This window comes from Lentibacillus halophilus (assembly GCF_039522485.1).
Lineage (GTDB): Bacteria > Bacillota > Bacilli > Bacillales > Amphibacillaceae > Lentibacillus > Lentibacillus halophilus.
The window spans coordinates 7,081-26,434 of record NZ_BAAADM010000055.1 but is presented as its reverse complement, the minus strand read 5'-3'; the positions used below and the strand labels follow the sequence as shown (position 1 = coordinate 26,434).

Annotated in this window: 20 protein-coding genes and 1 tRNA gene; 18 read left to right on the top strand and 3 right to left on the bottom strand. The window is 45.5% G+C overall.

Translation table 11 applies throughout. The features are described 5' to 3' along the window. The first annotated feature begins 144 nt into the window (after positions 1-144). The 14 genes from hprK (at position 145) to ABDZ72_RS12860 (ending at position 14,472) form a co-directional block, all read left to right on the top strand. A complete protein-coding gene (gene hprK, locus ABDZ72_RS12925; protein WP_343753815.1) occupies positions 145-1,077 on the top strand; it encodes an HPr(Ser) kinase/phosphatase in 933 nt (310 codons plus the stop codon). A 13-nt stretch (positions 1,078-1,090) separates the two neighbouring features. After that, positions 1,091-1,939, top strand: coding sequence for a prolipoprotein diacylglyceryl transferase (gene lgt, locus ABDZ72_RS12920; RefSeq protein WP_343753813.1), 849 nt, complete (start codon positions 1,091-1,093; stop codon positions 1,937-1,939). Positions 1,940-2,003: 64 nt separating this feature from the next. Then, a complete protein-coding gene (gene ppaX, locus ABDZ72_RS12915) occupies positions 2,004-2,639 on the top strand; it encodes a pyrophosphatase PpaX (protein ID WP_343753811.1) in 636 nt (211 codons plus the stop codon). Between the two features lie 3 nt (positions 2,640-2,642). Then, positions 2,643-3,158, top strand: a complete 516-nt coding sequence (locus ABDZ72_RS12910; RefSeq protein WP_343753809.1) for an acyltransferase — start codon at positions 2,643-2,645, stop codon at positions 3,156-3,158. 105 nt (positions 3,159-3,263) lie between these two features. Further along, positions 3,264-4,703, top strand: a complete 1,440-nt coding sequence (locus ABDZ72_RS12905; RefSeq protein WP_343753807.1) for a nicotinate phosphoribosyltransferase — start codon at positions 3,264-3,266, stop codon at positions 4,701-4,703. 121 nt (positions 4,704-4,824) lie between these two features. Beyond that, on the top strand, positions 4,825-6,318 hold the full coding sequence (gene glpK / locus ABDZ72_RS12900; RefSeq protein ID WP_343753805.1) for a glycerol kinase GlpK: 1,494 nt from the start codon (positions 4,825-4,827) through the stop codon (positions 6,316-6,318). Positions 6,319-6,556: 238 nt separating this feature from the next. Then, positions 6,557-8,218: a glycerol-3-phosphate dehydrogenase/oxidase gene (locus ABDZ72_RS12895; protein WP_343753803.1), complete on the top strand. Its 1,662-nt coding sequence runs from the start codon at positions 6,557-6,559 to the stop codon at positions 8,216-8,218. 118 nt (positions 8,219-8,336) lie between these two features. Beyond that, entirely contained in the window at positions 8,337-9,344 is a 1,008-nt protein-coding gene (locus tag ABDZ72_RS12890) for a tetratricopeptide repeat protein (protein ID WP_343753801.1), read from the top strand. A 132-nt stretch (positions 9,345-9,476) separates the two neighbouring features. Then, positions 9,477-10,430 (top strand): thioredoxin-disulfide reductase, encoded by a 954-nt coding sequence (gene trxB, locus ABDZ72_RS12885; RefSeq protein ID WP_343754210.1) that lies wholly within the window; start codon positions 9,477-9,479, stop codon positions 10,428-10,430. A 337-nt stretch (positions 10,431-10,767) separates the two neighbouring features. Further along, complete coding sequence (locus ABDZ72_RS12880) at positions 10,768-11,235, top strand: NUDIX hydrolase (RefSeq protein ID WP_343753798.1); 468 nt, start codon at positions 10,768-10,770, stop codon at positions 11,233-11,235. 14 nt (positions 11,236-11,249) lie between these two features. After that, a complete protein-coding gene (gene rapZ / locus ABDZ72_RS12875) occupies positions 11,250-12,134 on the top strand; it encodes an RNase adapter RapZ (RefSeq protein WP_343753796.1) in 885 nt (294 codons plus the stop codon). Between the two features lies 1 nt (position 12,135). Beyond that, positions 12,136-13,092, top strand: coding sequence for a gluconeogenesis factor YvcK family protein (locus ABDZ72_RS12870; RefSeq protein WP_343753794.1), 957 nt, complete (start codon positions 12,136-12,138; stop codon positions 13,090-13,092). Positions 13,093-13,129: 37 nt separating this feature from the next. Continuing rightward, positions 13,130-14,080 (top strand): DNA-binding protein WhiA, encoded by a 951-nt coding sequence (whiA, locus tag ABDZ72_RS12865; protein WP_343753792.1) that lies wholly within the window; start codon positions 13,130-13,132, stop codon positions 14,078-14,080. Between the two features lie 137 nt (positions 14,081-14,217). After that, positions 14,218-14,472 carry an HPr family phosphocarrier protein gene (locus ABDZ72_RS12860; RefSeq protein WP_343753790.1) on the top strand — a complete coding sequence of 85 codons (255 nt, stop codon included), beginning with the start codon at positions 14,218-14,220 and terminating at the stop codon, positions 14,470-14,472. Between the two features lie 86 nt (positions 14,473-14,558). On the opposite strand, the gene clpP is transcribed toward ABDZ72_RS12860, so the two are convergent. Then, on the bottom strand, positions 14,559-15,182 hold the full coding sequence (clpP, locus tag ABDZ72_RS12855; RefSeq protein ID WP_343753788.1) for an ATP-dependent Clp endopeptidase proteolytic subunit ClpP: 624 nt from the start codon (positions 15,180-15,182) through the stop codon (positions 14,559-14,561). A gap of 345 nt (positions 15,183-15,527) precedes the next feature. Between clpP and ABDZ72_RS12850 the strand changes: the two genes are divergently transcribed. After that, positions 15,528-15,601, top strand: a tRNA-Arg gene (locus ABDZ72_RS12850). Positions 15,602-15,675: 74 nt separating this feature from the next. Here the strand turns inward: ABDZ72_RS12850 and ABDZ72_RS12845 are convergent. Both ABDZ72_RS12845 and ABDZ72_RS12840 read right to left on the bottom strand, forming a co-directional pair. Continuing rightward, complete coding sequence (locus tag ABDZ72_RS12845; RefSeq protein WP_343753786.1) at positions 15,676-16,581, bottom strand: prenyltransferase; 906 nt, start codon at positions 16,579-16,581, stop codon at positions 15,676-15,678. Between the two features lie 17 nt (positions 16,582-16,598). Continuing rightward, positions 16,599-17,096 (bottom strand): hypothetical protein, encoded by a 498-nt coding sequence (locus ABDZ72_RS12840; protein ID WP_343753784.1) that lies wholly within the window; start codon positions 17,094-17,096, stop codon positions 16,599-16,601. Between the two features lie 153 nt (positions 17,097-17,249). Between ABDZ72_RS12840 and rpoN the strand changes: the two genes are divergently transcribed. The 3 genes from rpoN to ABDZ72_RS12825 form a co-directional block, all read left to right on the top strand. After that, positions 17,250-18,521, top strand: coding sequence for an RNA polymerase factor sigma-54 (gene rpoN / locus ABDZ72_RS12835; protein ID WP_343753782.1), 1,272 nt, complete (start codon positions 17,250-17,252; stop codon positions 18,519-18,521). 12 nt (positions 18,522-18,533) lie between these two features. Then, a complete protein-coding gene (locus ABDZ72_RS12830; RefSeq protein WP_343753780.1) occupies positions 18,534-18,782 on the top strand; it encodes a glutaredoxin family protein in 249 nt (82 codons plus the stop codon). Positions 18,783-18,912: 130 nt separating this feature from the next. Continuing rightward, positions 18,913-19,354: sugar-binding domain-containing protein (locus ABDZ72_RS12825; protein ID WP_343753778.1), on the top strand; the 442-nt coding region annotated here is incomplete at its 3' end.

Genomic DNA, 19,354 nt, shown 5'->3' with positions numbered 1-19,354 from the left:
GGTACATTGCCTAAATGAGATGTTTACGGGCTGTTCATCCCCCATTTTTACGTATGTGGTTTGCCCACGTTCAGATACGGGGTGTGACAGCCCGTTTGTGTGTGATATATTAATAAACCGCTGTATCCCATGGGGGTTTTATAAATGGTGAAAGTTCGTACCGAAGACTTATTGAAAAATTTCAACTTGACGCTTGTTGCCGGCAAAGATGGCGTTCATCGGGAACTCTTCTCAAGTGATATTCACCGACCTGGTATTGAAATGACCGGCTACTTCGATTATTACCCGAAAGAACGGCTGCAACTGATCGGGAAAACAGAAATGTCCTATTTTCTTGATTTGACCGAAGAGAACAAAAAAGATCGTATGGAACAGCTTTGCACCGATGTTACGCCAGTTATTGTCATTTCACGTGATATGGAGATTCCGGATGTTATTCTCGAGACGGCAGATGAGGCCGGCGTCCCAGTTTTGCATTCACCAAGGCAGACAACTCGTGTTATTAGCCGATTGACGAATTACCTTGAAGGAAAATTTGCACCGTTCACAGCAATACACGGTGTTCTTGTCGATATTTACGGTGTTGGTGTGCTTTTGACCGGCCAAAGTGGTGTTGGTAAAAGTGAAACGGCGCTTGAACTGGTGAAGCGGGGACATCGACTGATCGCGGATGACAGCGTGGAAATTTATCAGGAGGATTATGACCGCCTTATCGGCAATTCGCCGCCATTGATTGAACATTTACTGGAAATACGTGGCCTTGGTATTATTAATGTCATGACGCTTTTCGGGGCTGGAGCGGTCCGTCCTTATAAAAAGATATCCATGATTATTAATTTGGAATTGTGGGATGAGAGCAAGCAATACGACCGGCTTGGTTTGGATGAAGAATCGATGAAAATTATGGATGTGTCGCTTCCAAAATCGACAATACCGGTCCGTCCCGGGCGTAATCTTGCTGTCATCATTGAGGTGGCGGCGATGAATTTTCGGCTTAAGAAAATGGGTGTGAATGCTGCTGAAGAATTTTCGGAACGGCTGACGAAAATGATCGATCAGGAATCGGACACGGAATAGGAGAGTGGTAAGAATGAGCTGCAATGCACCGGCATTGGACCGTGTCTTCATAGAAATTGGGTCACTGTCAATTTATTGGTATGGTGTCATCATCGCATTTGGCCTTTTTTTAGGGTTGTATATAGCAACAAAGGAATCGAATAGGCTGGGGTTACAAAAAGATTTAATGACCGATTTGGTTGTTTTCGCGATTCCGATGTCGATTATTTTTGCCCGGGCCTATTATGTGTTTTTCGAATGGGATCGTTATGCAGGACCTCCGTGGTGGGATATTTTTGCTGTATGGGAAGGCGGTATTGCCATTCATGGGGCATTAATTGGCGCTGTCTTGACAGCTATTATCTATGCACGGATTAAAAACGTTTCTTTCTGGCAACTGGCGGACATTGCCGCGCCAAGTCTGATTCTTGGACAAGCCATTGGACGCTGGGGCAATTTTATCAATCAGGAGGCACATGGCGGCCCGATTTCTGAATCCGTTTATAACAATTTTCATACATATTTACCGGATTTTATAATGAATCAGATGTGCATTGATGGCGTAATGTATCATCCGACATTTCTTTATGAATCGCTTTGGAATATCCTTGTGTTTGTTATTCTTTTGGTGTTGCGACACAAAAATCCGTTACGTGGCGAAGTGTTCCTGAGCTATATCATGGCTTATTCCGCCGGTCGATTCTTTATTGAAGGTATGCGGACGGACAGTCTTTATGTTCCGGGAACGGACATTCGTATGGCACAACTTATCTCCGTTGTGTTGATTGCAGCGGTTGTTGCCCTTATTGTTTACCGGCGCAAGTCGCGCAAAACTCGGAAACGGTATGATGGTCGGAAACGCCAAAAGAATAAGAAGAAGTGATTGGAAGCAGGGGTGTCATGCGTCATTCATGACACCGAATACTATCAAAGGAAGGAAGCATCCTATGGGCATTCATACGGTACTCTTTGATTTGGATGGAACATTGATCGATACGAATGAATTGATTATTGAATCGTTTATGCATACGTTTCATCAATTTGGCAAAAATCTCACACGAGAGGAAGCTATCTCATTTATTGGACCGCCGTTGCGGGATACGTTTCGTCAATATGATCCCGCTCAAGCCGAGGTGATGATGCAGACGTATCGGGAGCATAATAGGATGCATCACGATGATTTTGTGTCGGCATTTCCGAATGTATTGACGACAATCGATCAACTGTATGACAAAAATGTTCAGCTCGGCATCGTCACCACAAAGTTGCGGGGGACCGTCAACATGGGATTGAACGTGACCGGTCTCGATCCGTATTTCCAATCGGTCATTACGCTTGACGATGTCACCTATGCCAAACCGCATCCAGAGCCGGTCGTCATGGCGATGAACGATCTCGGGGCGCGTGCAGAGGCAACATTAATGGTAGGGGATAACTCCCATGACATCGAAGCCGGGAACCATGCCGGGGTGAAAACAGCGGCCGTATCCTGGTCCTTGAAAGACCGGGAAGCTTTACTGGAATGCCATCCAACGTATATGCTGGAAGATATGCGGGATCTTTTCACCATTATAGGAGTGTAGTCGATGCGCAGAACCAATCGATACCCTGTCAAACGGGCCAATTCGTTGTGGCACATTTACGATACCGTCCCTTTTTGGAAGGTCATAAAAAATTTTATTGTCATCCAGTTGGGTCGGTATACGCCTTTTTTACGTATGAAAAATGGGCTGTATCGCACGTTCCTGCGAATGGAAATTGGCGGCAAGACAGCGTTAGCCTTAATGGTCATGCCTGATATTATGTTTCCGGAGAACATTGAAGTGGGGACTAATAGTGTTATCGGGTATAATACGACCATCCTGGCTCATGAATATTTAATCAACGAATACCGCATCGGAAGGGTCGTGATTGGTGATGACGTTATGATCGGTGCCAACACCACTATTTTACCCGGTGTGACGATTGGTGATGGAGCGATTGTATCGTCAGCGACACTTATCAATCGGGACGTGCCCCCCGGGGCGTTTGTGGGTGGCAACCCGATGCACGTCATTTATACAAAGGAAGAAATGGAAGCACGATCAGAGAATAACGATTAAGAGGGAACCCCAATCCATTCGGAGATCATGTCCATCAATTTTAATGCAAGTGCTATTCATATATAATAGCCATCCAATAATAGAGCCAAGCAATGGGGGAGAACAATGGAGTATGAAAATTTAACATTGCACACGGATAAATACCAAATTAACATGATGTATGCACATTGGAAAAACAACTCCCATAATCGAAAAGCTGTTTTCGATGCGTATATACGTGAGAATCCTTTTCATAATGGGTATACGGTATTTGCCGGACTTGAACGAATTGTGCATTACATCAACAACTTGCACTTCACTGAAGACGATATCGATTATTTAAAGCAGCAGGAAGAAGATTATGAGCCCGAATTTTTGGACGAACTGCGCCAATTTTCATTTTCGGGAAACATTTATTCCATGCGTGAAGGCGAAGTTGTGTTTCCAAACGAGCCGCTTATTCGCGTTGAAGCACGTATTTTTGAAGCTCAAATGATTGAAACAGCGCTACTGAATTTTATGAACTATCAAAGCTTGATTGCAACCAAGGCGAGCCGTATCAAACAGGTAGCCGAGGATGATACACTGATTGAATTCGGAACACGCCGGGCACAAGAGGGTGACGCTGCCATTTGGGGAGCACGTGCTTCCTATATTGCCGGGTTTCATGCCACATCCAATATGCGTGCCGGCAAACTGTTTAATATCCCCGCGAAAGGGACGCACGCTCATTCATGGATTCAGGACCATGACAGCGAAGAACAAGCATTCACAAATTTTGCGAAAGCGCTACCCGATCAGGCAGTTTTGCTCGTTGATACATATGATACGCTGCGGTCCGGGATCCCCAATGCCATCAAAACCGGTAAAATGCTTGAAGCCAAAGGAAAAAAACTGAAGGCGATCCGTCTTGATAGTGGTGACTTGGCCCGCCTTTCCATTGAGGGTAGAAAAATGCTCGATGATGCGGGCATGAATCATGTTGAGATTATGGCTTCCAATGAAGTCGATGATGAAGTGATCATGCATCTAAAAATGCAAGGGGCGCAAATTGATTCGTGGGGGGTTGGAACCAAGTTGATCACCGGCGCCAGCAAGCCATCCCTTGGCGGGGTGTACAAGCTTGTCGCCAGAGAGAATGACAACAAACTGATCCCGGTGATTAAACTGTCCGAAGATTTGGAGAAAGTGAGCACCCCGGGCCCCAAAAAAGTTTATCGGATCATTAACCGCAGGACACAGAAGTCGGAAGGGGACTATATTGCACTGGCACATGAAACAGTCGATGATAAACCGCTCAAGATGTTTGATCCGTTTTTTCCACAAAAATGCAAATTTGTGTACGATTACGAAGCAATTGATCTCTTGAAACCAATCTTTGTCAATGGAAAACAGGTGTATGATTTGCCGGCATTGGAGAATATTCACCAGTATCACCAAAGGCAACTTTCTCATATATGGCCGGAAACATTGCGATTGCTGAATCCGCAAACCTACTATGTTGATTTAAGTTACGAGTTGTGGAAGATGAAACAGGAGATGATGGAAGAGCATTCGATGGAGTAAATGAATGAGGGGCGTTTCGTTTCACGTATGGTTGATTAGTCATAAAGAAAGACTGACATGACGATGCTCAGTGCTGTGATTCCGGCTATGTGACATATCCGTTTTTCAGGAGGGATACACGTTGAGTGAGACATTCATTATGTCACTGGATCAAGGAACAACAAGCTCCAGGGCGATTCTGTTTAATCACAATGGCGAGGTTGTAGAGACAGCGCAAAAAGAATTTGAGCAATTTTTTCAACGGCCGGGCTGGGTCGAACATGACGCCAATGAAATTTGGACGTCCATGCTCGCTTGCATCTCTGATGTTTTGCGCAAAGCAGATGCAAATCCGTCGCAAATAGCCGGCATTGGTATAACCAATCAACGGGAAACAACGGTTGTCTGGGATAAACATACAGGCAAACCGATTTACAAAGCCATCGTCTGGCAGTCACGGCAAACCGATGATATTTGCAAGGAATTAAATGACCAAGGGTATGCGGATACCGTTCGTGAAAAAACGGGCTTATTAATTGATGCCTATTTTTCCGGAACCAAAGTGAAATGGATTCTGGACAACGTTGATGGTGCCCGGCAAAAGGCCGATAATGGCGACTTATTATTCGGGACTATGGATACATGGATTGTCTACAAGCTGTCGGGTGGGAAAACACATATTACGGACTATTCGAATGCATCCCGAACGTTAATGTTCAACATTTACGATCTTACGTGGGATGACGAACTATTGGACATACTGGGTGTGCCCAAATGTATGTTGCCTGAGGTCAAAGAATCGTCCGACATTTATGCCCATACGGTTGATTACCATTTCTTCGGTCATAATGTTCCCATCGCTGGTATCGCCGGTGACCAGCAGGCGGCATTATTCGGTCAGGCATGCTTTGAAAAAGGCATGGTGAAAAACACATACGGCACCGGTAATTTCATGTTGATGAATACCGGCGAAAAAGGGGTGCGATCCGATCACGGGTTGCTGACGACGTTGGCTTGGGGAATTGATGGCACCGTCGAATATGCTCTGGAGGGTAGCATTTTTGTATCCGGTTCGGCTATCCAATGGCTTCGTGACGGATTGAAAATCATTGATGCGTCACCACAAAGTGAGGATTACGCAACACGGGTGGATTCAACGGATGGTGTCTATATGGTGCCAGCGTTCGTCGGGCTTGGAACACCATACTGGGATAGCGCTGTTCGCGGCGCCTTTTTCGGAATCACTCGCGGAACGACGCGGGAGCATATGGTTCGGGCCGCCCTTGAGTCCCTCGCCTATCAAACAAAAGATGTTCTCGATGCGATGAATGCTGATTCTGGCATTCATTTAAAAACATTGCGCGTTGATGGTGGCGCGGTGAAAAACAACTTTCTAATGCAATTCCAAAGCGACATGCTTAATGTTCCGGTAGAACGCCCGGTCGTTCAAGAAACAACGGCTCTCGGGGCAGCTTATTTGGCCGGTCTGGCTGTCGGTTACTGGAATGATAAAAACGACATTGCTGAGCAGTGGAAAAAAGAGCGTACATTTAACAGCCAGATGCAGGAAGATACACGCGAGAAACTGTATGCCGGATGGAAAAAAGCTGTCGACGCCGCACGAACGTTCAAATAGATTCGCTGTTGTATGAATGGTTTACGATATTGGCTCTGTAAAAAGAGAAACAAAGCGTTTGAGTGTCAATCATGCCATCGGTCGTGTAATCATAATAACCTATGTTGGAGAAACGGGGAAACCGCAAAAGAGCCGATGATCGTTTGTCATTGGCCTGTTTCGCGGTTTCTTTTTAATCGGGAATAAACAGTGCGTTGTTCAAGTTATAAACGGTACAAGAACAAGGAGTGAATGGACGATGGCCGTATTTTCCAGTCATCAAAGAGATGCTATTTTTGAAGAAATGGAAGGCACGCAGTTCGATGTCATCGTCATTGGCGGTGGCATTACCGGTGCCGGTATTGCGCTTGATGCCACAGTTCGGGGGTTTGATACCGCCGTTGTGGAGATGCAGGATTTCGCAGCGGGCACATCAAGCCGATCCACCAAACTTGTTCATGGCGGGCTGCGTTATTTAAAACAGTTGGAAGTCAAAACGGTGTCCGAAGTCGGAAAAGAACGCTCAATCGTCTATGAAAACGGACCGCATGTAACGACACCTGAATGGATGATGTTGCCGTTTTATAAGGGAGGGAACTTCGGCCCGCTGACATCCAATATTGGGTTGCGTATCTATGACTTTTTGGCAGGGGTGAAACAAGACGAACGACGACAAATGCTGAAGCCGGAAGAAGCGGTGATCAAAGAGCCACTTGTGAACAGAGACGGGCTGCAGGGCGCTGGGTACTATGTGGAATACAAAACCGATGATGCGCGGCTCACGGTGGACGTGATGAAAAAGGCCGTCGAAAAAGGCGCACATGCTGTGAATTATGCCCAAGCGGTTGATTTCATTTATCAGTCCGGCAAAATAGTTGGTGTGTTAGTGGAAGATGTAATCACCGGCCGGAAGCTGCCTATTCACGCCAAGAAAGTTATCAATGCAGGTGGACCATGGGTGGATGAGCTTCGTGAAATGGATGGTTCCAAACGAGGAAAAACACTTCATTTAACAAAAGGGGTTCATCTTATTTTTCCGAAGAGCCGGTTTCCGTTGCAGCAGGCGATTTATTTTGACGCGCCGGATGGACGGATGATTTTTGCAATTCCCCGCGGTAACAAAACGTATGTAGGCACGACGGACACCAGCTTTGATGGACATATAGCCCATCCGGTGATGACCGTTGAGGACCGGGATTACTTATTGGAGGTCATTAATGCCATGTTCCCGTCACTCAATATGACAGCCGATGACATGGATTCAAGCTATGCCGGGCTGCGACCGCTAATAGCCGACGAAGGAAAAGATAATCCCGATGACATCTCACGCAAAGACGAGATATTCATTTCGCATTCAGGCTTGATTTCCATGGCAGGAGGGAAATTGACAGGATATCGTAAAATGGCTGAACAGGCCGTTGACGTGGTGGTGAATCAGTTTAAAGAAGACGAAGGGATTCTGTATTCGGAATCGGAAACAGAGCATTTGCCGATAAGCGGCGGAGACGTCGGAGGTTCAGCAGGTTTTAGGCATTATATGGAACGAAAAATGGCTGAGGCCAAAGCACTGGGAATACATGAAGAGACAGCATCCCAGCTTATTCAGCGATACGGCGCTAATGCGGATACCATTTTCACGCTGTATCGGGAAAAACAAACGGACGCTGAGGAAATTGGCATCGATTCCATTATTTTGGCGGAATTGATTTATTCAATGGAGTATGAAATGGCTTATAAACCGGCTGACTTTTTTGTGCGACGGACAGGAGCCCTGTTTTTTGACATTGATGTCGTCCGGGCTCATAAAGATGATGTTATCAATTATATGGCCGATGTATTGCATTGGGATGAAAGACAGACGCAAATGTATACAGATGACCTTGATCAGTTATTGCATGAGGCGGTGACCCCTGCTGAATGAGCGGGAATGCTTCAATGAATGGACACTTGTACAAACGTCATGTTTCATCCGTATGTCAATCGTCCTGTATATATGGTATACTTTGTACGGCAAGTTTTGACACATAGGGGGTGCCGACATGAAACAAAATCATAACCCTGCACCAGGTGAGGGTAAGGAAAATATTGTCCCCTTTATTCCGGACGGTGATTTTTATTTTAAGAAAGGCGTCGACGCATTTCAAAAGCATAAATTCGATCGTGCGGTAAAATGGTTGCAGAAAGCAATAGAAGAAAAACCGGATAATCCGTTATATCAGTGCCAGTTATCAATTATTTATACGGAAACCGGCTCGTATCATACGGCTAATCAAATACTGTTGAATGTGCTGGAAACATCAGGTGACAGTTATGTTGATTGTTATTATTTGCTTGCCAATAATTGCGCCCATTTGGGACAGTTGCATGATGCAAAAGAATATGCAGAATCATATATTAATAAAAACCCGAATGGGGAATTGCGAGAAGATGCGGAACAGTTAATGGCCCTAGTGGACAACGATGATTCAGACGAAAATGACGAGGAATCGGGTCAGGAAGACGAACAGCTCACTTATCATGAAATGGTGTGTCATCATATGGAACGTCAAGAATGGGACAAGGCATTGCCGTTGCTTGAAGACATGTCAACGTTATTTCCGGAAGATGACCACGTCCGGCATGATTATGCGTATGCGCTATTTTTCGCGGGATATGGCGAAAAAGCTCTTGGCATGGAACAAACATGGTTGGAAGAAGATCCCGAATCGTTGCACGCCCGTGGCAATCTGGCGGTGTTTTATGATGCACGTCAACAGCATGATGCCTGCCAACATCACATAAACATGTTGCGAAATGTATATCCGGTGCAGGAGCAACAAAAACTGCGAATAGCTGTCACATTTGCTCAAACTGGACAATATGACGAGGCGTACACACGATTCCGGAGTATCAATGATCAACAGATGGACCTCATGTCTTATTATAAATGGTACAGCACAGCAGCCTATCAACTGGAGAAGCCGACCAAAGCATTTTCCATATGGGAGAAAGGGTGTGAACGTCATCCCGAACTCGCTGACGAAAAACGTCCATGGGATGCGGAATGATTCCGACTGAAACAAGAGAAAGGAATCACCGCTGAATGATGTTTCACGTTGTAAGCATTAAGGTGGACGAAAATGTCGTCTTGCTTTACGATGAATATGGATGGCAAGAATAGTGAAGAAAGGGCTGATAACATGGCCGAAGAGCGTATGTATGATGTTATTATTGCTGGTGCCGGTCCTGCGGGTATGACTGCCGCTGTTTATGCATCGCGTGCGGATTTGGATACACTGATGCTTGAACGCGGAATCCCGGGAGGACAGGTTTCCGATACAGAAGATGTGGAAAACTATCCCGCTTTTGACTATATTTCGGGGCCGGATTTATCCAATAAATTATATGAGCATGCCGAGAAATTTGGTGCTGAGTATGCCTATGGCGATATTAAAAGCATTGATGATCACGGAGAATATAAAACGATTAATGCCGGTAAGAAACAGTATCATACACGGACACTGATCATTGCAACAGGTGCTGAGTACAAGAAACTCGGTATTCCGGGTGAAGAAGAGTTGGGCGGACGCGGTGTCTCGTATTGCGCCGTTTGTGATGGTGCCTTTTTTAAAGGAAAAGACTTGATCGTGATTGGCGGTGGGGACTCCGCCGTTGAAGAAGGCATGTATTTGACACGGTTCGCCAATAAAGTCACCATCGTGCATCGCCGTGATAAACTGCGTGCGCAAAAAATTCTTCAGGACCGTGCTTTTGACAATGAAAAAATAGAATTTATCTGGAATACGGAAGCCAAACAAATTAATGGTCCGAGCGGCAAAGTGGAAAGTGCCACATTGGTTAATAATCAAACCGGTGAGGAGTATGATCACGCCATCGATGGAATTTTCATTTATATCGGTTTGCTGCCGCTGAATGAGCCGTTCGAGTCGTTGGGCATCACGAACGATGAAGGTTATGTCGTCACGAATGAAAATATGGAAACATCCATACCGGGCGTGTTTGCGGCAGGCGATATTCGTGAGAAATCGCTCCGGCAAATTGTGACCGCTACGGGTGACGGAAGCATTGCAGCAGAGGAAGCCCAGAAGTATATTGAAGATCTGATGGAAGAAATAAAAGCAGCACAAACGTAAACGTTCCGTAACGGGGGGGGATCGAACGCGGGACATGATGATTGACGTACAAAAGCATGGTGTCACCGCAGTTCGACTTCTTGAGATATGTCATCAAAAGTAATGACATTTTAATTCTGTTGTAACCCGTACGAAACAATGATTCGTTATAATGGAATTACTAATTGACCCCCTTTAATAATAAATTAGTTTTCTGCAGGTGATGATGCACCTGCATTTTTTTTGGTTTCATATCCGCGTTGGATGAATGACGTTTGTGACGCTTGTTGGGCGCATCCCTTTCATTGTATAATAAGTATAGTGTTTGGATCGTTGAGCTGAAAGAAGTGAAACAGTCATGCAGCGTGTAACCAATTGCATAGTCATATCGAATGGAAACGTTCTATTAATAAAAAAACCGCGCCGAGGCTGGTATGCTATTCCCGGGGGCAAAATGGAACCGGGTGAAACCATTAAAGAATCCGCCATCCGTGAATTTCAGGAAGAAACCGATTTGCAGCTTCATGACCCAAGACTGGTCGGTGTATTTACTTTCATGATTTACCGCCATAACGACCTGGTGCAGGAATGGATGATGTTCACATTCACTGACTCTGAACCAGAAGGTGTGATGTCTCACTTTTGCAAAGAAGGCGAACTGGAGTGGGTGGCACTGGAGGCCATTGACGATGTGCCGATGGCGGAAGGAGACAGAAAGATTTTTGACCATGTGTTGTCTTCCGATGAATCCATTTTATACGGATCGTTTTCCTACACAGAGGATTATGAACTGCTGTATGTGCGTCTTGATCCCACACGGTCATGAAGGGGAGCGTTGTTATGTGGAACAGTGAACAGGATACGAAATTGGTTATTATTACAGGCATGTCGGGGGCGGGCAAGACCGTAGCCATACAAAGCTTTGAGGATCTCGGCTATTATTGTGTTGACAATTTACCGCCCGCTTTACTGCCGAAGTTTTTGGAACTAATGAAAGATGCACGGAATAACATTCGTAAAGTGGCGCTTGTCATGGATTTACGCGGAAGAGAATTTTTTGATTCGCTGTTTGAAGCTCTCGACATATTGGAAGAAGAAAACTGGCTGAGAGAACACATCCTTTTTTTGGACGCACAAGATGAGGCATTGGTGAAACGGTATAAAGAAACGAGGCGGTCACACCCGCTTGCATCAGAAGGGTTGCCCCTTGAGGGAATTACACAGGAACGCACCATTCTTGATGAATTGCGGGGCAGGGCGCAGCGAATTATTGACACAACAACGCTTAAGCCAAAACAATTACGGGATAAAATACTTCGGACATATATGGAAGGAAAACAGGAGATCTTTTCGGTGAATATGGTGTCATTTGGCTATAAATACGGCATACCGATCGATGCGGATTTGGTTTTTGATGTTCGGTTTTTGCCAAACCCGCATTATGTGCCGTATATGCAGCCCATGACGGGCTTGAATTCAGAAGTCTCCTCATACGTTTTTAAATGGGTTGATACACAGAAGTTTAATGAAAAGGTGCTTGATTTGCTGCAGTTCATGCTTCCGAAATATAAAAAAGAAGGCAAGTCACAGCTTGTCGTTGGAATTGGATGCACGGGTGGGCAGCATCGGTCGGTAGCTATTGCCGAATACTTTGCCAAACAGCTTGCCACCAACTATATCACCCATGTCAGTCACCGTGATATGGATAAAAGAAAGGACCATTAATATGAACGGCGGAAAGAGACCGAATATCACTGTCATTGGCGGTGGTACGGGAATGCCTGTTCTTCTGCGTGGATTAAAGAATTTGCCGATTGATCTGACGGCCCTGGTGACTGTTGCGGATGACGGTGGGAGCACGGGGCGGTTGCGACATACGATGGGGATGCCGGCACCCGGTGATATCCGGAATGTGATTGCAGCGCTTTCTGATGCAGAACCAATGCTTTTGGATCTGTTTCAGCACCGGTTTGCTGAGGGAAATGGGCTAACCGGACATTCCATGGGCAATCTTCTTCTGGCGGCAATGACGTCGTTAACGGGTGATTTTTTCACGGGGATTAAAGAAATTTCCCGAGTGTTGAATGTAAAAGGGACGATTTATCCCATTTCCAACCAGAGTATGTCCTTGCACGCACGAATGACAGACGGCACGATTGTTTCAGGTGAATCGAACATTCCTCTTGCCAACAAAAAAATCGAACGCATTTTTTTGCGTCCGGAGCCGGTTCAGCCGCTTCCCAACGCTGTGGAAGCTGTCAGGAATGCTGATTTGGTCGTGGTGGCTCCGGGCAGCCTGTACACAAGTATCTTGCCGAATATGATCATCCCGCAAATGATTGGCGCATTAAAACACGCGAAAGGAAACGTTGTTTATATCTGCAATGTGATGACACAGGCTGGGGAGACAACAGGTTATACGGCGGCAGACCATGTTGAGGCCATCCGTCATCATATCGGAGAGTCATGCATTGATACGATTGTTGTCCATAATGAACCGATCAGTCAACGCGTTCGTAATGTTTATGCCGAGGAAAATGCCTCTCCCGTTGTCTATGATACAGACCGACTGGTGGATATGGGGCTGGAAATCATTGAGGGTGATATCATCAATCCATCCAAAACGACATTGCGGCATGATACGGAAAAGGTAGCGAATTTGCTTTATTCCATCATTAATTAGATCGAATGGAATTGATGGACAAAGGGAGGTGCCGGGATTGTCATTTGCTTCTGAGATAAAAAAGGAACTGACCGGAATGGAATCGGACATATGCTGTCAATATGCGGAATTCGCAGCACTTGTTCGGATGAATGGTGTTATTTCCATGTCCGGACAGTTTTATACACTTGATGTACAGACGGAAAACGCAGCGATTGCACGGCGCATCTACACACTGATTAAATCGCTGTACCATATTCCGGTTGAACTTCTTGTTCGGAAAAAAATGAAACTGAAAAAAAACAATGTCTATATTGTCCGCATGAAGGAAAAAGCTCGAGATTTGCTGGTGGATATAGGCATATTAAACGAATCCAATACACTTAAGCGAGATATACCCACAGCTTATTTAGAAAAGGATTGCTGCCGCAAATCGTATTTACGTGGGGCATTTTTAGCCGGTGGATCGATTAATAATCCGGAGACGTCGTCGTATCATCTGGAAATTTTCAACGCATATCAGGAACATAATGAGGCCCTAACAGGGTTATTAAATGATTTTCAGCTCCGTGCCCGGCAACTCGAACGAAAAAATGGCTACATTGCCTATTTAAAAGAGGCGGAGAAAATAACCGAGTTTCTCAGCATCATTGGTGCTCACAATGCGTTGTTCAAATTTGAGGATGTCCGTATCGTCCGGGATATGCGTAATTCAGTCAATCGTCTTGTTAATTGCGAAACGGCTAATTTGAACAAAACAATCGGTGCTGCATTCCGGCAAATGGAGAACATTCACTTCATTGAAAGCACTGTCGGACTCGATGCGTTGCCGGAAAAACTTCAGGAAATTGCATCACTCCGGGTGCAACACCAGGATGTATCGTTAAAAGAACTTGGTGAGATGGTGAGCACTGGAAAAATTTCTAAATCCGGTGTCAATCATCGGCTGAAAAAAATCAATGACTTTGCAGAGACATTAAGAGAAAAAGGAAGCAGTTTCCAAAAGTGAATGGATCGTTGGCGTATGCTATAATAATAGTAATAGTAATTGCTATCATCATTTATTTTCAGCAGTTCACGTACTCATTGGCTGCTGTTTTTTTAAACATGCTGTAATCGATTGCAAAAAAGAGGAGGATGAAGGTTTTGGTTGAAGAATCAATAACGGTTGGACTTGATGCTGGGTTGCAGGCACGACCTGCAGCTGAATTTGTTCAAGATGCCAACAGCTATACGTCTCATTTATTTATTGAAAAGGATGGAAAACGGGTGAATGCCAAAAGCATTATGGGGTTAATGAGTCTCGCCATTACATCGGGGGAAACGATCACTCTCATTGCAGATGGTACGGATGAAGAGGAGGCCATGCAAAGGCTGATGGCATTTGTCTCAAATATGTGATCCTGGTGTTGATGTCCAACGTTGGTTCCATCAGGCAAAGTAAAGGGCTGCACGGTAATCCATGCAGCCCGGATGTTTCATGCTGTTCAGCTTTCATTCGTGTTTCGTTCGAGCACCTTATCAATCAAGCCGTATTCTTTGGACGCTTCAGCTGACATGAAATTATCGCGGTCTGTATCCCGTTCAACAACTTCCATTGGCTGGCCTGTGCGCTCAGATAGGATTCGGTTCATTTTTTCGCGCATTTCGATAATACGGCGTGCATGGATCTCAATATCCGATGCCTGACCTTGCGTACCGCCGAGTGGCTGGTGAATCATAACTTCACTGTTCGGCAGGGCAAACCGTTTGCCTTTTTCACCGGCTGCCAGCAAAAACGCGCCCATGGATGCGGCCATTCCGGTGCAGATGGTGGACACGTCCGATTTAATAAACTGCATGGTGTCATAAATAGCCATGCCGGAAGTGATTGAGCCGCCCGGTGAATTAATGTAAAGGGAGATGTCCTTATCAGGATCTTCCGCTTCCAAAAAGAGAAGCTGTGCGACAATGGAGTTGGCGACATTATCGTCGATGCCGCTTCCAAGCATAATGATACGGTCTTTCAGAAGGCGTGAGTAAATATCATAGGCACGTTCTCCGCGGTTTGTTTGTTCAATAACTGTTGGTATCAGATTCATACGTTTTTCCTCCTTGTTTCTCAAATTCATCCATGTAACTTACATGTTTATCATACCTAATAGGTCAAAAAAGGTCAAATGAAAAGAAGTCTATCCCCGTTAAAAAATTCACCAAAAACATCATTCCCTGTAAATACGAAAATAAACCTGTAACTGAAGACGTATGTATTTTTGGATTAGGTTACCGTACTGCGATCGTACCTCAATGGTGCCTGTTGTTTCAAGCTGTTTGCAGGGTACCAAAGCATTAATGATGGTGGGGCATCATATGTCAACGACCGTAAATAACGATTGAGTCATATAAATCATAAAAAACACTTGTAAAAACAAGCTCAAAGCGTTACAATATTCATTGTGTCGAAATCACATAAACATGCGCTCGTAGCTCAGTTGGACAGAGCACTGGTTTCCGGTACCAGGGGTCGGGGGTTCAAGTCCTCCCGGGCGCACTACCTAATAAAAAGCAAGGATCCCATTCATGCGGGCGCCTTGCTTTTTTATTTATTTTTAAGTGATTTTAACGCTATACCCAAATTCCTATTACCATCAACAGGCCGAATGCCCAGTGGTGCCATGCTGCCCATTTCATGCCGGAACGTTCATCCGTTCTTTCCGCATGGCTCCGGAATGACCAAAGCAGTTTGATGGCCAGCGGGGTTGCGCACAGGACGATGGTTGAAGATACAGGCAGAAAACCGGCTGTCATCAAGATAATGACCGTTACATATGGAAGAACCAACACCACCATCAGTAAACGGACAGCTCTTGCACGACCAAGAATCGTTGCAAGTGTTCGGCGGAATGGGCCGTCTTTTTCAATATCCCGTATATTATTGGTGAGAATCATGGATGCAATCAGCCAGGCAAATGGTAATGATATGGCGATAATCGGCACATCCATCCGATTGCCTTGAACAACATAGCTTAAAATCGTAACAACCGGTCCGAGAAAGGTAAAGGCGACCGTTTCCCCGAGTCCAATGGAACATAAGGGGCGGGGACCTGCGGAATATAGATAGCCAAACAGTATTCCTGCCATACCGACCGGGAGAATCCACCATGTGCTTTGGGTGGCGAGCCAACCACCAATGCTCATCGCTATCACGAGCATGGCAACACCTATATATAATACAGCATGATGGGAAGGGCCTTTCGCGTGAACGATGTCGGTCGTCCATTTTGGTTTGTCCTGCCCATGCAAAAAGTCATAGTAATCGTTAAATAGGTTGGTTGCCGACTGAACAAGCAAAGCGGCTGCGAGCATAGCCAGAAATAGATCTGGCTGTATCGTCCCATTGGCTGCAGCGATACCGGTTCCCGCAAGTATGGGTGTTACTGTTCCGGTCAGGGTCATTGGACGTAAAAGCTGGAGCCATGATGCACGGTAATAATAGATTGGCTGATTATCATTCACAGCGGAAGACATCATAGGATCAACCCCCTTTATTATAGAAAAACCATTAATACAATCAGAGTGACAAACCCAGCTACTTCAACGGATTCAAGCAAAGCAGCTTTTGCTAATGCCCTGAACAGTGGCGTTGTGTCGCCGTTATCCGCTGCTTCCCATAAAGCGGCATCCGACAATACGCCGATGGAATATCGGAATCCAATCCACACACCCCAAAACAGTGTCAGGATACCGACAACAAGCGCCATCATCCATATAGTTCCAAAATAGGTGTGCCAAATGTCGTTCCAACGGCTGATCGGACCGAAAACGGTGCCGAGTAGGATCCCAGTTGCAATCACCCCACCTCCTGCTCCTGTTAATAATGAATGGGACCATTGCATGAGAGCGAGCAGAAAACGGCGTTGATCCGTGTAAGCTTCTTTTCGAATGGCGGGAACAACGCCCCATCCGATAAAGAACACGCCGCCGACCCACGTGATAGCTAATAGTATATGAAGAAACACGATGATCTGACGGATATCCCAAAGCATGTTGACCACCCGCTTTTATTTGTCTACTATTATTGTATTCCTGTCTGGTTGGATTTGGTGTGATATATGTCACGAATGACTGAGTGGGGACACGTGCGTTTTTGTCAATTTTGTGGCATACTGAACGTAATCAGGATAGATGGGGGAGGTAGTATGCGGCCGACAATCGTTCAGGAACAGAAATTACAGCTGAAAATGAATCAGTCGCTTATCCAATCTATCCAGCTTCTGCAATTAACAGGGATGGAAGTCGTTGAATACATTCAAGAAATGGCGAAAGAAAATCCTTTAATTGACGATATTAGTTATGATGATGACCTGAGAAGCTTCACACAAGCCGGAGACACACAGCCAGCCATCGGGGAAATCAATCAGGCGGAAACGTCGATGCATGAGCAGTTGAAACATCAGCTGTACACCATTGATGTCCCCGATGATTTGCGCTCGGCTGTTTTGTATGGCATCGATTCGCTGAATGACGATGGCTATTTGGAAATGGATATGGACACATGGGCTGAAGCGTGTTCGATTCCTATCTTGCAGGCAGAAGAAGCTTTGCGGTGGGTGCAGTCGCTCGAACCGGCAGGTATAGGTGCGCGCTCGCTCAAGGAATGCATTCTCTTGCAGATGGGTGAGGAATGGTCGTTTCTGGAGGAACTGCTGGAGGACCATCTGGAATGGCTGGCTGATGAGGACATATCAGCGATAAGCTCCCATTTTCGATTAACGGAAGCGGAGGCTGAGAGCGTCCTGCGGCACATTCAAGCCTGTCATCCCAAGCCTGGCCATCTTTTATCAGCCCAAAAAACGGAACATATCATTCCGGAAGCGCACATCTATGAAGACGATGGGACATGGTATGTGTCATTTTATAAATGGCATGCACCGACGATTGAAATCAGTGACGCATATAAAGACTTCCGGCCGGATGATGCGGATGCCAGAAAGTTTTTGAAAGAGAAGCACGAACAGCTTCAATGGTTGCAACAAGCTGTCCAGTTTCGCGGAAACACGTTGGAACGGGTAATTAAGACGATTGTCCGGAAACAGCAGCGTTACTTTTCGCATGGTGCCATGATGATGCAACCATTAACACTTAAGGATCTTGCTGAGGCATTGGATATGCATGTTTCCACCATAAGCCGGGCCATTATGAATAAATACATCCAGACGAAACAAGGCGTCATACCGTTGAAGTTTTTCCTGCAGTCCGGTGTTAAACAAACCAATGGGCAACAAACAGCATCGTTTGTAATTAAACAATTAATCGGTGAACTCATTAACGGCGAAAATAAGCAAAAACCGCTTTCTGATCAGACGATTAAGGAACGGCTGTACGAGGAATTCGGAATCACAGTGGCGCGGCGCACCGTTGTGAAATATCGGGAACAACTGGGCCTGCCGTCATCAACAAAACGAAAATAAGGAGAATCCCGAATGCGACGCATCCTGTTTTACACGAAAGCCCACTGCCCATTATGCGATGAAGTGGAAGCCATACTGGATCTATTGCAACGCGTCCATCCATTCGACGTAGAGGTGAGAGACATTGAAACGTGTGATGAATGGTTGGAAGCGTATCAGATGGTCATTCCTGTCGTGGAAATAGAAGGGCGGACATTTGCATACGAAGCCATCAGTTATGACGTGCTCGATCACGTTTTGCAGGAATCAACGGCCAACTGATGCAAAACGTTTGTATAAAGCAGATGGTATGGTAAAATAATGGGGAAACATCACTTTTCTCTTTTTTTGATCTGCGTGGGATGGTTTTTATTGGTCCGGGACGAAATATGTCCAAATGAGGAGTTTTTATATGAAAGAAATCATGGATTTGCAGAAAAAATTATACCCTGATTTGCTGGACGTTATGCAGCAGCGCTACGTTATTTTGCAGAACATTGAACTCCTGGAGCCGATTGGAAGACGGGCGCTTGCCGAAAATACCAACGACACGGAACGGCATATTCGCGGGGAATTGGATGTCCTGTCCAAACAAGGCTTGGTGACCGTTACATCAAAAGGAATGCAACTGACCAAAGAGGGAAAAATAGTGATTAATCAACTCGCGTCCTTCATGCATGAAGCGATGGGGCTGGATACCTTTGAAAAACAGCTGGAGGAAACATTACAGCTGGAGAGGGTTGTCATTGTTCCGGGAAATAGCGATGAACAGGCGTGGGTTAAACAGGAAATGGGCAAAGCGTGTGTCTCGTATTTACAGGATAACAAACGCTCCCATGAGACCATTGCTGTTA

Excerpts from the sequence above, each read along its gene's own strand:
- hprK (WP_343753815.1), top strand. The coding sequence starts at position 145 with ATGGTGAAAGTTCGTACCGAAGACTTATTGAAAAATTTCAACTTGACG.
- lgt (WP_343753813.1), top strand. The coding sequence starts at position 1,091 with ATGAGCTGCAATGCACCGGCATTGGACCGTGTCTTCATAGAAATTGGG.
- ppaX (WP_343753811.1), top strand. The coding sequence starts at position 2,004 with ATGGGCATTCATACGGTACTCTTTGATTTGGATGGAACATTGATCGAT.
- ABDZ72_RS12910 (WP_343753809.1), top strand. The coding sequence starts at position 2,643 with ATGCGCAGAACCAATCGATACCCTGTCAAACGGGCCAATTCGTTGTGG.
- ABDZ72_RS12905 (WP_343753807.1), top strand. The coding sequence starts at position 3,264 with ATGGAGTATGAAAATTTAACATTGCACACGGATAAATACCAAATTAAC.
- ABDZ72_RS12895 (WP_343753803.1), top strand. The coding sequence starts at position 6,557 with ATGGCCGTATTTTCCAGTCATCAAAGAGATGCTATTTTTGAAGAAATG.
- ABDZ72_RS12890 (WP_343753801.1), top strand. The coding sequence starts at position 8,337 with ATGAAACAAAATCATAACCCTGCACCAGGTGAGGGTAAGGAAAATATT.
- trxB (WP_343754210.1), top strand. The coding sequence starts at position 9,477 with ATGGCCGAAGAGCGTATGTATGATGTTATTATTGCTGGTGCCGGTCCT.
- ABDZ72_RS12880 (WP_343753798.1), top strand. The coding sequence starts at position 10,768 with ATGCAGCGTGTAACCAATTGCATAGTCATATCGAATGGAAACGTTCTA.
- rapZ (WP_343753796.1), top strand. The coding sequence starts at position 11,250 with ATGTGGAACAGTGAACAGGATACGAAATTGGTTATTATTACAGGCATG.
- ABDZ72_RS12870 (WP_343753794.1), top strand. The coding sequence starts at position 12,136 with ATGAACGGCGGAAAGAGACCGAATATCACTGTCATTGGCGGTGGTACG.
- clpP (WP_343753788.1), bottom strand. The coding sequence starts at position 15,182 with ATGAATTTGAGAAACAAGGAGGAAAAACGTATGAATCTGATACCAACA.
- ABDZ72_RS12845 (WP_343753786.1), bottom strand. The coding sequence starts at position 16,581 with ATGATGTCTTCCGCTGTGAATGATAATCAGCCAATCTATTATTACCGT.
- ABDZ72_RS12840 (WP_343753784.1), bottom strand. The coding sequence starts at position 17,096 with ATGCTTTGGGATATCCGTCAGATCATCGTGTTTCTTCATATACTATTA.
- rpoN (WP_343753782.1), top strand. The coding sequence starts at position 17,250 with ATGCGGCCGACAATCGTTCAGGAACAGAAATTACAGCTGAAAATGAAT.
- ABDZ72_RS12830 (WP_343753780.1), top strand. The coding sequence starts at position 18,534 with ATGCGACGCATCCTGTTTTACACGAAAGCCCACTGCCCATTATGCGAT.